Annotated in this window: 10 protein-coding genes and 1 pseudogene; 4 read left to right on the top strand and 7 right to left on the bottom strand. The window is 69.0% G+C overall.

Annotated elements, in window-relative coordinates; translation table 11 throughout:
* The first annotated feature begins 22 nt into the window (after positions 1-22).
* On the top strand, positions 23-1,282 hold the full coding sequence (locus GRI72_RS10645) for a sulfotransferase family protein (RefSeq protein ID WP_337191170.1): 1,260 nt from the start codon (positions 23-25) through the stop codon (positions 1,280-1,282).
* A gap of 66 nt (positions 1,283-1,348) precedes the next feature.
* On the opposite strand, the gene GRI72_RS10640 is transcribed toward GRI72_RS10645, so the two are convergent.
* Complete coding sequence (locus GRI72_RS10640; protein ID WP_160733901.1) at positions 1,349-3,703, bottom strand: TonB-dependent receptor; 2,355 nt, start codon at positions 3,701-3,703, stop codon at positions 1,349-1,351.
* Between the two features lie 103 nt (positions 3,704-3,806).
* Here GRI72_RS10640 and GRI72_RS10635 point away from each other — a divergent pair, with 103 nt between their 5' ends.
* On the top strand, positions 3,807-4,445 hold the full coding sequence (locus tag GRI72_RS10635; RefSeq protein WP_160733900.1) for a TetR/AcrR family transcriptional regulator: 639 nt from the start codon (positions 3,807-3,809) through the stop codon (positions 4,443-4,445).
* A 136-nt stretch (positions 4,446-4,581) separates the two neighbouring features.
* Here GRI72_RS10635 and GRI72_RS15015 read toward each other — a convergent pair.
* Together GRI72_RS15015 and GRI72_RS10625 are read right to left on the bottom strand one after the other, a co-directional pair.
* Positions 4,582-4,812: pseudogene (locus GRI72_RS15015) on the bottom strand (SRPBCC family protein); the annotation flags it as partial.
* Positions 4,813-4,901: 89 nt separating this feature from the next.
* Entirely contained in the window at positions 4,902-5,489 is a 588-nt protein-coding gene (locus tag GRI72_RS10625) for a TetR/AcrR family transcriptional regulator (protein WP_160733898.1), read from the bottom strand.
* An 89-nt stretch (positions 5,490-5,578) separates the two neighbouring features.
* On the opposite strand from GRI72_RS10625, the gene GRI72_RS10620 reads away from it, so the two are divergent.
* Together GRI72_RS10620 and GRI72_RS10615 are read left to right on the top strand one after the other, a co-directional pair.
* A complete protein-coding gene (locus GRI72_RS10620) occupies positions 5,579-6,088 on the top strand; it encodes a DoxX family protein (RefSeq protein ID WP_237487065.1) in 510 nt (169 codons plus the stop codon).
* A 94-nt stretch (positions 6,089-6,182) separates the two neighbouring features.
* Positions 6,183-7,052, top strand: a complete 870-nt coding sequence (locus tag GRI72_RS10615) for a class D beta-lactamase (protein WP_160733897.1) — start codon at positions 6,183-6,185, stop codon at positions 7,050-7,052.
* Positions 7,053-7,098: 46 nt separating this feature from the next.
* Here GRI72_RS10615 and GRI72_RS10610 read toward each other — a convergent pair whose 3' ends face one another.
* The 4 genes from GRI72_RS10610 to GRI72_RS10595 are packed head-to-tail and all read right to left on the bottom strand — an operon-like array spanning position 7,099 to position 14,121.
* Positions 7,099-9,126 (bottom strand): glycoside hydrolase family 97 protein, encoded by a 2,028-nt coding sequence (locus GRI72_RS10610; RefSeq protein WP_160733896.1) that lies wholly within the window; start codon positions 9,124-9,126, stop codon positions 7,099-7,101.
* The gene (locus GRI72_RS10605) at positions 9,123-10,748 is read right to left on the bottom strand and encodes an alpha-amylase family glycosyl hydrolase (RefSeq protein ID WP_160733895.1); all 1,626 of its coding nucleotides are present in this window, start codon (positions 10,746-10,748) and stop codon (positions 9,123-9,125) included. Before GRI72_RS10605 ends, GRI72_RS10610 begins: the two co-directional genes overlap by 4 nt.
* On the bottom strand, positions 10,745-12,568 hold the full coding sequence (locus GRI72_RS10600; protein WP_160733894.1) for an alpha-amylase family glycosyl hydrolase: 1,824 nt from the start codon (positions 12,566-12,568) through the stop codon (positions 10,745-10,747). Before GRI72_RS10600 ends, GRI72_RS10605 begins: the two co-directional genes overlap by 4 nt.
* Positions 12,565-14,121 carry a tryptophan halogenase family protein gene (locus GRI72_RS10595; RefSeq protein ID WP_160733893.1) on the bottom strand — a complete coding sequence of 519 codons (1,557 nt, stop codon included), beginning with the start codon at positions 14,119-14,121 and terminating at the stop codon, positions 12,565-12,567. The genes GRI72_RS10600 and GRI72_RS10595 overlap by 4 nt, the downstream gene beginning before the upstream one ends.
* Positions 14,122-14,127: the final 6 nt, after the last annotated feature.

The following is a 14,127-nucleotide window of genomic DNA, read 5'->3' as shown; positions in this document are numbered from 1 at the left end:
GCGCACGCCTTTCATCGACATCGTGGATTTCGGCATTCGGGCCGGCCGCCGGCTGGGCGCGGTGGCCCCCGCGCGGCTGGAGAAGGCGCACCTGCTGGAACAGGCGGCCGAGGCGACCGGGCTCGACGATTTCGGCGATCGCTGGTTCGAACGGCCGATGGACGTGCTGCTCGACGCGGTCGCGGGCGAGGCGCGGCTGAACGCGGCGGGCGATTTTTCCGCCATGCAGCAGTTTCACCACGTGCTGCGCGACCGGCTGCTGGCGCAGATGTGGTTCCGGCGCCACCCGGAAATCCTCTCGCGCCCGATGCCGCGCCCGGTCGTGATCGTCGGGCCGATGCGTTCGGGAACGACGCGGATGCACCGCCTCCTGGCGAGCGATCGGCGGTTCACCCACATGCGCAGCTTCGAAACGATCAGCCCGGTTCCCCGGCCCGGTTTCGAGGAAGTGATGGAGGGCCGGCGCGAGGATTTCCGGCCGGTCCTGGCCCGGCGGATCATGAAAGTCGCGCGGCTGGCCAATCCGCGGACCCTGTCGATCCACCCGACCGGCCCTTACGAGCCGGAAGAGGAACTGGGCCTGCTGGTCGCCAGCATGTGGGGCATGAAGCACGAGGCGCAGTGGCACGTCCCCAGCTATGGCCGCTGGTGCGAGGGCGAGAGCGCGGTTCCGGCCTATCGCCACATGGCCGACCTGCTGCGGCTGGTCGGATGGTCGCAACAGGCATCGAGCCTGCGCCCGTGGATTCTCAAGACCCCGCAGCACATGCTCGACCTGCCCGCGCTGCTGGAGGTGTTCCCCGACGCGCGGCTGATCTTCACCCATCGCGACCCGCTGAAGGTCGTCGGCAGCGCGGCCTCGCTCGCCTGGAACCAGACGATCATCTATTCCGACCACGCCGATCCGGCGCGCATGGGGCGCGAATGGCTGCACAAGACGGCGTTGCAGGTCGAACGGATGCGCGCCGCGCGCGAGACGATCCCGCAGGAACGGATGATCGACGTCCAGTACGAGGACATGGAAAGCGACTGGCGCGGGACGATGGAGCGAGTCTATCGCTTCCTGGGCCTCGACATGGCGCCGGCCCTTCCGGGGATGGAAGACTACATGCGCCGCGCCAGCGCGCTCAAGCGGCGCCCCCATGCCTACAGCCTCGACGAATTCGGCCTGACGAGCGGCGACGTGCTCGACCGGCTGGGCGACTATGTCCGCGCCTTCGACGTGCCGATCGAGGGGGCCGCCCCGGCCAGGCAGGCGCGGCGCGGCATGCGCGCATCCTGACCGGCCGGCGCCAACAGGCCGGGGCGCGCGACCCCGGCCTGTCCCGATCGGCGTCGCTGGCGGCGATCAGTACTTGAACGTCGCGGTGACGAAGACCTGCCGCGGGTTGCCGTAGAACGCCGTCAGCGTGCCTTCCGGCCCCAGCGTGGGGATCGGCTGGCCATTGGCCGTCAGGATCTCGCCGGTCGTGGGATCGGTCGCGACGAACGTGTAACCGGACGTCTTGTACTGCTTGTCGAACAGGTTCTTGCCGTAGAGGCCGATGCTCCACCGGTCGCCCGGCGCGGTATAGACCACGCTGGCATCGACCAGCGCATAGCCGTCCTGGTCGAGATAGGGATTGGGAATCTCGAACTGGTAGGTCTTGCTGCGATAGGAGACCGTGGTGCCGAGATAGAGATCGCCGGCGCCCAGCGGGGCGGTGTAGCTCGCCGTGCCGCTGGCGGTCCACTTCGGCGTGTTCTGCACCTTGCGGTGTTCGGCCACGTCGGTCGGGGTATTGTTGATATTGGTGATGTACTCGTCGTACTCGGCATCGATATAGCCGAGCGAGCCCGACAGGTTGAACCCGCCGCCCAGCCGGGCGCTCGCTTCCAGTTCCACCCCCTTGAAGGTCGCCTTGCCGGCATTCGACACGACCCCGCAGAAGCTGGGCAGGCCATTGGCCTCGCAGGCGACCGATCCGGGGACCTGCACGTCGGTATAGTCGGCGTAGAAGCCCGCGACGGCGAGGTTGAGTCGCCCGCCCGCGAGGCTGCCCTTGTAGCCGATCTCGTAGCTGTCGACTTTCTCCGGCGCGAAGCTGAGGAAGGCGGCGATCTCCTCGTCCGAACGGTTGCCGTCCTCGTCGAGGTCGGGCGCATTGCTGCCGACCCCGCGCGGATCGAAGCCGCCGCCCTTGAACCCCTGCGAATAGGAGGCGTAGAGGTTGTGATCGGGCGTCGGCATGAAGCTGAGCGAGGCGCGCGGCGTGAACTTCTTGAACTCGCGGCTGCCGGTGAAGTCCGTCGCCGCGTCGCCGAACGGGATGCCCGCGCCGCCGAAGTAGGGCGATCCGCCGCCGAGGTAGTTCTGCCGCAGGATCGAGGCGGTCCGTTCGTCCCAGGTGTAGCGCCCGCCGAGCGACAGGCTCAGCCGGTCGCTGATGTCGTAAGTGAAATCGCCGAATATCGCGTAAGTCTCGGTATCGACTTCGGCCTGGGTATAGGCGGTCAGCCCGGCGAAGGTGGTGAAGATCCGCACGTCGAACAGGGTATCGGCCCTGGCGTCGAGGTAATAGAGGCCGAGGAGGCCGGTCAGCGGCCCGCCGTCGTCCCACATCAGCTGGAGTTCCTGGCTGATCTGTTCGTTGAAATAGACCCCGGGGACGTCGAGATCGACCGCCGGAAGCGCGTCGAAATCGATCGGGGTATAGCTGTCGTCCTTGCGCCAGGCGGAGATCGAGCGCAGCGTCAGCGCATCGCTCAGCATGACTTCGGCATTGATCGCCATGCCGTAGGATTCGACGTCCTGTTCCGGGTCGTCCAGCGCGCCGCGCGTGTCGTAGACATTGTCCAGCACCGGCGCGCCCGAGGCGAGCCCCGGGATCAGGCGGTGGCCGCCGCGCGGATTGCTCTTGTCGCGCGTGTAGTCGCCCGAAACGCGCACGAAGACCGGTTCGCCATAGCCGCCCATCTCGAGCGACAGGCGGCCGGCCCAGACGTCCTTGTTGTAGTTCTCGATCCCGAGGGTGAGGTTGTCGCCGAATCCCCCGCGCGAGAGGCGGGCGATCGATCCGCCGACGCGCACGATGTCGCCGAGCGGGGCCGAGGCGGTGACGACGGCTTCGGCCTGGTCGTAAGTGCCATAGGTCGCGCGCGCCTTGAGCGAGAATTCCTGCGGCAGGCGCCGGCTGACGTATTTCACCGCGCCGCCGATCGTGTTGCGGCCGTAGAGCGTGCCCTGGGGGCCGCGCAGGACCTCGATCCGCTCGACGTCGTAGATGTCGAGCACGGCGGCCTGGGGGCGGTTGAGGTAGACGTCGTCGAGGTAGATGCCGACGCCCTGCTCGAACCCGGAGACCGGGTCCTGCTGGCCGATGCCGCGAATGAAGGCGGAGAGGGTCGAATTGGTCGCGCGCGAGCTTTCCAGCGTCACGTTGGGCACGGCCTGGGCGACATCGGTGATGTCGAGCGCGCCGCGTTCCGCCAGCTGCTCGCCGGAAAAAGAGGAAACGGCCACCGGCACGTCGATCAGGCGTTCCTCGCGCCGGCGCGCGGTCACCACGATCACGCCCGCATCGCCCGCCGGGGCGGCCTCCTCGGGCTGCGCCTGGCTTTCCGGGGCCGGCGCCTCCTGGGCCGCGGCCGGCTGCGCGGCCAGGGCGATGGCCGCCGCACTTCCCAGGAGCGCGGCCGCGATACCGGTATCGAAAGTCTTCATGATCCTCTCCTGTCCTTGTTTGCTCCTTCAATATTGAAAGGTGAACCGGGTTTCAAGTTTTCTCTTGCCCTTGCCCGCCACGGGCCCTAGCCCTTGCCGGGGGATGGACATGGAAAAACACGAAAGCGCGCCCCTCGATGCCAAGCGCCCGCGTACCGAGCGCGGCCGGCGCACCTTGCGCAAGCTGCTCGATGCCGCGGCGATCGAGTTCGGCGAAAAGGGATTCCACGAGGCGTCGATCAGCACGATCACCGCGCGGGCGGGCACGGCGCTGGGCAGTTTCTACACCTACTTCGATTCGAAGGAGGCGATCTTCCAGGCGCTGGTTCGCGACATGAGCGAGGCGGTCAAGCTCGCCGCGCGCGAGGCGCTCGACGCACCGGCCCCGGCGCTGGAGCGCGAACGGCAGGCGCTCGCCGCGTTCCTGCGCTTCGCCGCCGAGCACAAGGAAGTCTATCGCATCATCGACGAGGCCGAGTTCGTCGACCCGGACAGCTATCGCCAGCATTACGAGACGACCGGCGCGCGCATCCTCGAACGCCTTCGCGAGGGCGCGCGCAAGGGCGAACTGCGCGGCGACCTGGAGGAAGCCCATGCCTGGGCAATCATGGGCATGAACGTCTTCCTCGGCCTGCGCTACGCCGTGTGGGACGACGGGGCCATGCCCCCCGAACGGGTGGCGGCGCTGGCCAACGACCTGCTCGCGCGCGGGATCGCGCGCATGGCCCCGCAGGGCGACTGACCGGCCGCCGGGCCTGCGCCTGGCCGGCCCCGGCGTCGCGTTCCACGTTCCGCGCCAGTGCGCTTGCCCCTTCGATCACGAGGGGGCGCACCGTTTCGGCCCGCTCGGCGGGCAGGAAATCGCTGGTCCACACGAACCGGCAGCTGTCCGCGTCCAGCGGAAGGATCTCCATCGAGGCGGCGTGACGCTCGAACATGTCGCCCAGGACGCTGTAGGCCAGGCGGCGCCCAGCGTCGTCCACGGTCACCACCTGTTCGCGCACGACCATGCCATTGGCGAACGTGACGGTACGAACGTCGCCTTCCATCGTGCAACCGGTCAGGACCGGCGCGAACAGGCGGTCGGCCCGGTCCACGCGGCGAAGCATGGCCCAGGCCCGCTCTGCGGGGACGGCGATATCGTGCTGATGTCGGATCGTGGCCATTGAAGGGTCTCCTGGGCTGGTGCGGGCCCGTTTCACCCGGCATCCGCTTCGCCCCGGTGCGCGTCGATCCCCGGCTGCAACAGCTTGAGCACGCGGTCGGGCGCTTCGCCCGCCCCGACCGGCAGCCGCCCGCTCATCGACAGCAGGGCCAGCCCGTGGACCAGCGCCCAGGCCGCGACCGGGCCCGGATCGCCGGGGCCTTCGTCGCCCGGATGCGCGCTGCTCCGGGCAAGGATCGCGAAGGCTTCGCGCCCGGCCTGCGCGAGCACGGGATCGGCGGGATCGACTTCGGTTTCGGGCCCGAACATCAGGCCGTAGAGCCCCGGGTTGTCGTGCGCGAAGGCGAGGTAGGCCTTGCCCAGTTCGGTCAGGTTTTCGCAGCCCGCGCGTTCCGCCTCGCGCAGCCGGTCGCGCAGCCTCTCGAAGCCGAGCGCGGCGATCGCCGACATCAGCGCGCGCTTGTCCCTGAAATGGGCATAGGGCGCGGCTTGGCTGACGCCGACCTCGCGCGCGACCGCACGCAGGCTGACCGAGGGCGGGCCGCCGCGCTCGACGAGGCGCAGCGCGGCCTCGATCAGCGCGCTGCGAAGGTTCCCGTGGTGATAGGCATCGTTGGACATTTCGGTTCCTGGCGGCTTGACGCCTCCGCGCGGGTGCGTATCTTAACGGTGTATAGATTGCTGGCGCTCCGACCGAAAGGGGGCATGGGATGTTTTTTCTGGCTCTGATGGCGACGCTTTCCGGCGTGGCGCTGGTCTGGAGTGTCGTGCGCGCCGCGCCGCTCTGTTGGCGGTCGGTCATGCGATATGGAATGGCCGGTGCTTTCCTGTTTACCGGCTTCGATCATTTCCTGAGCCTCGAGACGCGCTACCTGCCGATGATCCCGCCCTATCTCGGCCCGTTCGGGCGCGAGCTGGTGATCGCGTCGGGCGTGGCGGAACTGGCGGGCGCGATCGGCCTCCTGCTCCCCCGCGCGGCGTGGAGCCGCTTGCGGCTGCCCGACATGCGGCCCGTGGCGGGTGTCGGCCTGGCCCTGCTGCTGTCGGTCACCGTGCTCGCCAACGCGCACGTGGCCGAGGCAGGGCTGGAGGTGCAGGGACTGTCCGCCGGGCAGACTTACGCCGCGATCCGCCCCCTGCTGCAGCCGATTTTCATCCTCTGGGCGCTGGTCTGTTCGGAAGCGATCTTTCCCCCGCGCCGAAGCGCGCGAACCAGCTGATCCGCTGCGCCGCATTCCCATTTCCCCGGAAAAAGACAGGACCTATCGACCCATGAGAACCGCCGTCGCCAGGCCCCTGCGACCCGCTCTTCGCATGTTCGCGGTCGCTGCGAGCCTCGTCGCCCTCGCCGGGTGCGAGGCCCATCGGCCATCGTTCCTCGCGCTCCAGCCCCGGCAGGCCGCCGGCTGCGAGGCACTGCCCGGCCGGGAGCGGTCCACGGTGGTCGTGTTCGATCCCGAGCGGCGCCTGCTGCTCGCCTGCAACCCGCAGCGTGCCGGGGAGCGCTTCGTCCCCGCCTCCACGTTCAAGATCCCCCATGCCCTCATCGCGCTGGACCTGGGGGTGACCGACCCTTCGGAGACTTTCGCCTGGGACGGGCGGGACCGCGGCGTCGCCGCGTGGAACGCCGATCGCACGCTGGGGCAGGCGATCTCGACGTCGGCGGTGTGGGTCTTCCAGGCGCTGGCGGAACGGATCGGCCGGGCGCGGGAGAAGGCCGGGGTCGAACGGCTCGGTTACGGCAACCGCGAGATCGGCGCGGCGGAAGACCTGGGGCATTTCTGGCTCGGCGGCCCGCTGAAGATCAGCGCGCTCGAACAGGTCGACTTCCTGCGGCGGCTGCGCGAAGGCGACCTGCCCGTCTCGGCAGCCGCGCTGCGCGAGGTGCGCGCCATGGCCAGGCTGGAGGCGGACGGGCAGGGCAACGTGGTCCACGGCAAGACCGGGGCCATGCTGCCGATCGACGACGAGGGTTTCCTGCGCGCCGGGGCGGACGACCTGCTGCCCGCCGGTGAAGAGCGGACCGGGTGGTTCGTCGGCTGGCTGGAGCGCGGCGACGGGGAGGGGGAGCCGGTCTATTTCGCGACCAACCTCGATCTCGCGCTGCCGGGGGCCATGGCGGCGCGGCGCAATGCCACCTATGCCGTGCTGGCGGCGAACGGATACCCGGTGCCGGCGCCCTAGATCAGCCTGCCGGCGCAGCCGACCGGGCCTTCCGCGCCCCCGCTGCTCAGGCCCCGGCCGGCGTCAGCCGGATGGCGAAGCCGCCGCCGGGGGCCATGCGCAGGTCCAGGCTGTCGGCCGCGGTCACCTCGCGTCGCTCGATCGCGATGTCGAAGCGCGTCGGCCCCTCGAAATGGGTACTCCCGGCGTCGCGGTAGATCTCCGCCCGATAGGTCCTGCCGGGATCGAGGAAGTCGAGCGCGATCGCCATCTCGCGCGCATCGGCATCGGTGGCCCCGCCCAGGTACCAGTCCTCGCTGTTGCGGTCCTTGCGCGCGGTCACGACGTAGTCGCCGACTTCCGCGGCCAGAACGCGGCTTTCGGACCAGTCGACCGGAACGTCCTTGATGAACCGGAACGGCTCGGGATGCTCGGCATAGTGTTCGGGCAGGTCGGCGACCATCTGGATCGGGGAATAGACCAGGACATATTCGGCCAGGGCCCGCGCCATCGTCATCTGCAGGGGCTGGCCGCGCCCCTCGAGGCTGAGGATACCGGGGGTGTAGTCCATCGGGCCCGAAAGCAGACGGGTGAAGACCATCGTCGGGACATGGTCGGGGCCATTGGGCGGGGTGCCCCAGGCGCTGAACTCCATCCCGCGCGCGCCCTCGCGCGATACCCAGTTGGGATATGTGCGCCGCAGCCCGGTGTCCTTGACCGGCTCGTGCGGGTTGACCGCGATCTGCCGCTTCGCCGCTTCGGTCACGACTTTCAGGTGGTGGCGCTGCATCACCTGGCTTTCGGTGCACTCGCGGGTCTCGCGCCCGTCGGGATGGACGTAGCGCAAGTTGCAGGCATCGGTGACATAGCCGGACTTGATCGTCTTCACCCCGCGCGCGGCCATCAGGTCCAGCCCGGCCTCGAGCTGGCGCTCGTAATTGCCGACATCGCCGCTCGTCTCGTGGTGGCCGACGATCGCCACGCCCTTCGCGGCGGCATGGCGGGCGACGTCCTCGAAATCGTAATCGGGATAGCTGCGGGTGAAATCGAATTCCGCCCCGTTGAAGAACCAGTTGCCGTCCCAGCCGAGGTTCCAGCCTTCGACCAGCACGCCGTCGAAGCCGTGCTCGGCGGCGAAATCGATGTAGCGCTTGACGTTCGCGGTCGTCGCCCCGTGGCGCGGGCCCGAGCCCCAGGTTTCCTCGTCGAGGTGAAGCGACCACCATACGCCGACGTACTTGTGCGGCTTGAACCAGCCGACGTCGCCGAGCCTGTTCGGTTCGTTGAGGTTCAGTTCGACCAGACTCTCCGCCAGGCCGGCCGCGTCGGGCGAGACGCGGATCGTGCGCCAGGGCGTTGCGAAGGGCACCGCGCGCGTCGCCCGGGCCGCACCGGAGCCGGTCGGCGCCAGCGTCGCGCGAAACCGCGTGCCCGTGGTGCGCTTCACCCACATCCCCGCGAAATCGACCAGGGCGGCCTCGTGGATCGCGACGTGGGTGCCGCCCTCCATGCGGAACGTCAGCGGCGTATGGGCCAGCGAAACGCCATCGATCGGCGTTTCCTCGTACAGGTATTCGTACCGGTTCCACTCGCCGCCCGGTATCCACCAGGCGGTGCCGTTGCGGGCGAGGTTGAACTCGGTCAGCTCGTCGGCGATCCGCAGCGTCCCGCCCATGCTCGGATCGTCGAAGACATAGCGGAAGGCGACCGCGTCGTCGAAGACGCGGAACGTGACGCCGAACCGGCGCTGCTCTTCGCTGTCTTCCTGGAAGCGGACGGTCAGTTCCTCGTGGTGATCGCGCACGAAGCGCTGCTCGCCCCAGGGTTGCTCCCAGGTCTCGTCGTGGCTCGCCCGGGTGCTGCCGGTGATCTGCAGGCGGCGCTCCAGCTTGTCCTGGTCGGTCAGCAGGAAGCCGAGCCGGCTGTCGGTCAGGACGGCCTCGCCGTGCCGGTCCACGCGGTAGAACGGGCGCCCCTCGCCATCGACGTCGACGGTGACGGTGATCGTCCCATCGGGCGAGGCGACGACTTCTTCCGCCGCGGCGGGCGCGGCGGGCAGGAGGGCGAGGGCGGCGAAAACGGGGGCAAGTCTCATGGTTCGATCACCAGGGCGCTATAGGAAGGGAGGGTGGCGGGCGTCGCCGCGTTGGCCGCGGCGAGAACGGTGCCCGCCGCGAGGTCGGCGGGCGGCGCGACGTCCGACGGGCCGAGATTGAACAGGCAGAGCACCCGCTGGCCGGGCGCGGTGCGCTCGATCACGAACAGGTCGCCTACGCATTCGCACCGGCTCACCGCGCCGTGATGCAGGGCCGGGTTGGCGCGGCGCAGCGCGAGCATGGCGCGCGTGTGGTGGAGCAGGGAGCCCGGGTCGGCTTCCTGCCGGTCGACGGCGCGGGCGGCATTGTCCTCGCCCACCGGCAGCCAGGGATCGCCCGCGGTGAACCCGCAATGGGGGGCGCCGGCTTCCCACGGCATCGGCGTGCGCGCGCCGTCGCGGCTCAGCGTCAGCGGCCAGTTGGCGATCGCTTCCGGGTCGTGGAGTTGGTCGAAGGGAATGTCGACCTGCGCCAGGCCCAGTTCCTCGCCGTAATAGAGGATCACGTTGCCGCGCAGGCAGGTGAGCAGCGTGATCTTCATGCGCGCCGCGCGATCGCGCGCTTCCGGCGGCCACCAGCGGCTGACCGCGCGGGGGGCGTCGTGGTTCTCGAACGCCCAGCTGGGCCAGCCCATCCCGTCTTCATCGGGCCATTCGGCCAGCGCGGCCCGGATCGCCCCCGGCGTCAGCCGGTCGGCATAGAGGAAGTTGAAGCCATAGGCGGAATTGAGGTGCGTCTCCCCCGCGGTGAAGCTTTTCATCTCGGCCTCGGCCCCGTCTCCGCCGACTTCGGCGACGGTGAAGATACCGTCGTACTCGTCGGTCAGCGCCCGGATGCGCTCGATGAAGGCCGGGATGCCGGGGTGCGACATGTTGTATTTCTTGACCTGGAAGTCGAACGGGCGCGTTCGCGGCCGGTCGGTCGGCGGGGCGGCCGGATTGTCGCGCAGCTGCGGGTCGTGCATCGCGAAGTTGAGTGCATCGATGCGAAACCCGTCCACGCCCCTCTCGAGCCAGAACCGCATGACGTCCAGCACCGCGTCCTGCACCGCGCGGTTGTGCATGTTGACCTGCGGCTGCGAGCTCAGGAAATTGTGCAGGTAGTACTGGCCGCGGCGGGCGTCCCAGGTCCAGGCGGGGCCGCCGAACACCGATTGCCAGTTGGTGGGTGGCGACCCGTCGGGCCGGGCATCCGCCCAGACGTACCAGTCGCTTTTCGGGTTGGTCCTGTCGCGGCGGCTTTCGGCGAACCACGGGTGTTCGTCCGAGGTGTGCGAATAGACCTGGTCGATCAGCACCCTGAGGCCGAGTTCGTGTGCGCGCGCGACCAGCGCGTCGAAATCGTCGAGCGTGCCGAAAATCGGGTCGACGTCGCGATAGTCGGCAACGTCGTAGCCGAAATCCTTCATCGGCGAGGTGAAGAAGGGCGAAATCCAGACCGCATCGACGCCGAGCGACGCGACATGGGGCAGGCGGCGGGTAATGCCCGGCAGGTCGCCGATCCCGTCGCCGTTCGAATCCTGGAAGCTGCGCGGATAGATCTGGTAGATCGCCGCGCCTTTCCACCACGGAAGGTCGGCCGTGGTCGCCGCCATGCCTTCCAGCCTTTCGACGCGGTTCATTCGGCGATCTCCGACACGCGGCAGACGGCCCAGCCGAAGGCGGGGAGGGCCACGGTCGCGCTGCCCGGGGCAGCCACGCCGCCCGGGCACTGGCCGGCAAGCGTTTCGAAGTCGCGCGCGTCGTAGCCGACGACCACGTTCGCGCGGCGCGCCTGTGCGGCCGTGTTGAACGCCGCCACGTATTCGGTGCCGCTATCCGGATCGAACCGGCTGACCGCGAAGATGCCGGCCTCCTGCCCGTAATGGCGCACGACCTGGCGCCCGCGCGAGAGCGCCGGGTGGGCGCGGCGCAGGGCGGAAAGATCCGCGACGAGTTCGAACAGCGGATGCGTTTCGTCGAAATTGTCCTCAGCCGTGGTGGCCGCGGTGCCGATCAGATCGTTGTCGTTGTAGCTGGCTGTCTGCGAGGGGAACATGTCCTCGCGCGCGGCCTGGTCGTTGCCGTCGCCGACGAAGCCCTGTTCGTCGCCGTAGTAGATCACGGGGCTTCCGCGCAGCGTCAGCAGCATCGCGTGGGCGAGCTTGACCCGGGCCAGCAGCTCTTCCTGCCCGATGCCGGGCCGGTCGGCCTTCACCAGGGTCGCGAACCGCCCCATGTCGTGGTTGCCGAGGAAGGTCGGCATGGCCAGCGCGGCTTCCTCGCCGCCTTCGTAGAGCACGTCGCCGTCGAACAGCGCGTTCAGGACGTGGGTGCCCTTGCCTTGCCCCACGGTCTCGCGCATTGCCTGGGCGAAGGCGAAGTCGAGCACGGCGGGGAAGCCGTCGCGCCGGGTGTACTGCGCGATGTAGCCGTTGTCGGCGCTGTCGCGATAGACTTCGCCGAAGATGTGGAAGTTGGGAATCCCTGCTTCGCGCGCGGTTTCCAGCATCGCGGGCACGAAGGCCTGCCAGAATTCCGGGTTCACGTGACGCGCGGTATCGACGCGGAAGCCGTCGATGCCGAAATCGCGAATCCACGCGGCATAGATATCGATCATGCCCTCGACCACGCGCGGGTGCTCGGTGAACAGGTCGTCGAGGCCGGCGAAATCGCCGAAGCGGCTGCTTTCGCCGCTGAAGGTCGTGTCGCCGCGGTTGTGGTAGTAGATCGGGTCGTTCAGCCAGGCGGGCACTTTCACGTCGGCTTCGTCGGCCGGGACCACCGGGGTATAGGCATATGCCGGGTCGGTCAGGCGCGCAAAGTTGGCTTGGCTGCGATCCTCGTCCCCCTGGAAGCCGGGATTGATCGGCTCCCCGTCGATCCCGCCCTTGCGCGAATAGGGATAGTCGCCGCGGCTGCGATAGGCATAGCCCGTCTCCTCCCCCTCGGCATAGCGGATGACGTCGGCGGTGTGGTTGGTGATGATGTCCATGTAGACCTTCATCCCGCGGGCATGTGCCGCGTCGACGAAAGCCTTGAACTCGGCGCGCGTGCCGAAATGACTGTCGGGCCGGGTGAAATCGGTCACCCAGTAACCGTGATAGCCGGCGCTCTCGGCGCCGGGATCGCCCTGGACCGGCTTGTTCTGGAAGATCGGGGCGAACCAGATCGCGGTCACGCCCAGGCGTTCGAGATAGTCGAGACGGCGGGTCAGCCCCGCGAGGTCGCCGCCATGGAAGAAGCCCTTGTGCGCAGGGTCGAAGCCGTGCGCCAGGCGATCGCCCGCGAAGCCGCCCCTGTCGTTCGTGCGGTCGCCGTTCTCGAACCGGTCGGGCAGGACGAAATAGACGATCTCCTCGCTCGGCAGCCGGTCGCGGAAAGCGACCCGGGTTTCGGCCGTCTCGGCACGCGCCGTCGTGGCGAGGCCGAGCGCGAGAAGGGGGAGGGCGTAACGGATCATGCGGCGGCTTCCAGTTTGCGGCGGCCCTGTTCGGCGAGCCGGCTGACGTAGTCTTGGTGATCGGGCATGCGCGCGACATCGCGGGCATAGGCGTGGCGGACGGTGTCGAGGAACTGGCCGAGCTGTTCGCGTGAAAGCTGGTCGGCCAGCGGGTGCCAGGCTTGCGGCTCGATCCCCTGGCCGAGCATGACCTGGACCCAGCCGGGCACGTCGAACAGTTCGTCGTGGTCGCGAACGACCTTCCCGCCGGCGCGGAACATGGCCAGCTTCTCGGCCAGCGTGTCGGGGATCGCCATGTGCCGCAGCGCGTCCCAGAACGGCTGCCCCTCGCGCCCGTTGGCGTGGTAGTGGAGGATGATGAAGTCGCGGATACGCTCCATCTCCCACGCCGCGCGGCGATTGAAGTTCTCGCGGTCGGCCGCGCCGAAACCGGACACCGGCAGGTAGTCGAGCAGGCGATCGATGCCGGTCTGGATCAGGTGAATGCTGGTCGATTCGAGCGGTTCGAGAAAGCCCGACGACAGGCCGATCGCCACGACGTTGCGGTTCCATGCCTGCCGGCGCATCCCGGTCGTGAAGCGCAGCAGGCGCGGTTCGGCGGTCGGCGCGCCGTCGAGACTGGCCAGCAGCACGTCGCGCGCGGCGTCTTCGTCGATGTGCGTGGAGCAGAAGACATGCCCGTTGCCGAGCCGGTTCTGCAGCGGGATGCGCCATTGCCACCCCGCCTCGCGCGCGGTCGCGCGGGTATAGGGCAGCCACGGTTCGCCCGGCTCGCAGGGAACCGCGATCGCGCGGTCGCAGGGCAGCCAGTGCGACCAGTCGGTCCAGCCGGTCCGCAGCGTCTCCGCGATCAGCAGCCCGCGAAACCCCGAGCAATCGACGAACAGGTCGCCCGCGACGCTCTGCCCGTTCTCCAGCCGGACCGCGGCGACGTGGCCCGTCTCGCCCTGCGTTTCGACGCGATCGATCCTGCCTTCCACGCGCACGACGCCGCGCGCTTCGGCATAGCGCCGGAGATAGGCGGCATAGAGCCCGGCGTCGAAATGGTAGGCGAAGGGCAGGGGAGGCAGCGGGCTGCCGGCCTGGCGCTCGACATGGGCGAAGCGGTTTTCGCGGCAGGCGACGGCGTTGAGGACATAGTCGCCGATCGGCCCGGCCAGCCCCTCGGCCCGGGCGCGCAGCCAGTAATGCTGGAACGGGAGCAGGCCGAGCCCGCGGCCGACCAGGCCGAAGGCATGGAGATAGCGGCTGTCGGGCGCGCCCCAGCCGACGAACTCGATCCCCAGCTTGTAGGTGCCATTGGTCGCGGCGATGAATTCGGCCTCGTCGATGCCCAGCGCCGCGTTGAAATTGCGGATCATGGGAATGGTCGCCTCGCCCACGCCCACCGTGCCGATCGCGTCGGATTCGACCAGCGTGATCGACCAGTCCGTATCGCAGAAGCGCGACAGCGCGGCTGCGGTCATCCAGCCGGCGGTGCCCCCGCCGACGATGACGATCCGGCGCCCGGGGCGCGGCTGGCGCGCGCGGTGCGGTCCAGGCTGGCTTGTCATCACGCC

The sequence above is a fragment of the Pelagerythrobacter marinus genome (genome assembly GCF_009827515.1).
Lineage (GTDB): Bacteria > Pseudomonadota > Alphaproteobacteria > Sphingomonadales > Sphingomonadaceae > Pelagerythrobacter > Pelagerythrobacter marinus.
This window is presented reverse-complemented; position numbering and strand designations above follow the sequence as displayed.

Bases quoted from the DNA above. Each gene is read 5' to 3' on its own strand.
- GRI72_RS10640 (WP_160733901.1), bottom strand. From the start codon at position 3,703: ATGAAGACTTTCGATACCGGTATCGCGGCCGCGCTCCTGGGAAGTGCG.
- GRI72_RS10635 (WP_160733900.1), top strand. From the start codon at position 3,807: ATGGACATGGAAAAACACGAAAGCGCGCCCCTCGATGCCAAGCGCCCG.
- GRI72_RS10625 (WP_160733898.1), bottom strand. From the start codon at position 5,489: ATGTCCAACGATGCCTATCACCACGGGAACCTTCGCAGCGCGCTGATC.
- GRI72_RS10620 (WP_237487065.1), top strand. From the start codon at position 5,579: ATGTTTTTTCTGGCTCTGATGGCGACGCTTTCCGGCGTGGCGCTGGTC.
- GRI72_RS10615 (WP_160733897.1), top strand. From the start codon at position 6,183: ATGTTCGCGGTCGCTGCGAGCCTCGTCGCCCTCGCCGGGTGCGAGGCC.
- GRI72_RS10610 (WP_160733896.1), bottom strand. From the start codon at position 9,126: ATGAGACTTGCCCCCGTTTTCGCCGCCCTCGCCCTCCTGCCCGCCGCG.
- GRI72_RS10605 (WP_160733895.1), bottom strand. From the start codon at position 10,748: ATGAACCGCGTCGAAAGGCTGGAAGGCATGGCGGCGACCACGGCCGAC.
- GRI72_RS10600 (WP_160733894.1), bottom strand. From the start codon at position 12,568: ATGATCCGTTACGCCCTCCCCCTTCTCGCGCTCGGCCTCGCCACGACG.
- GRI72_RS10595 (WP_160733893.1), bottom strand. From the start codon at position 14,121: ATGACAAGCCAGCCTGGACCGCACCGCGCGCGCCAGCCGCGCCCCGGG.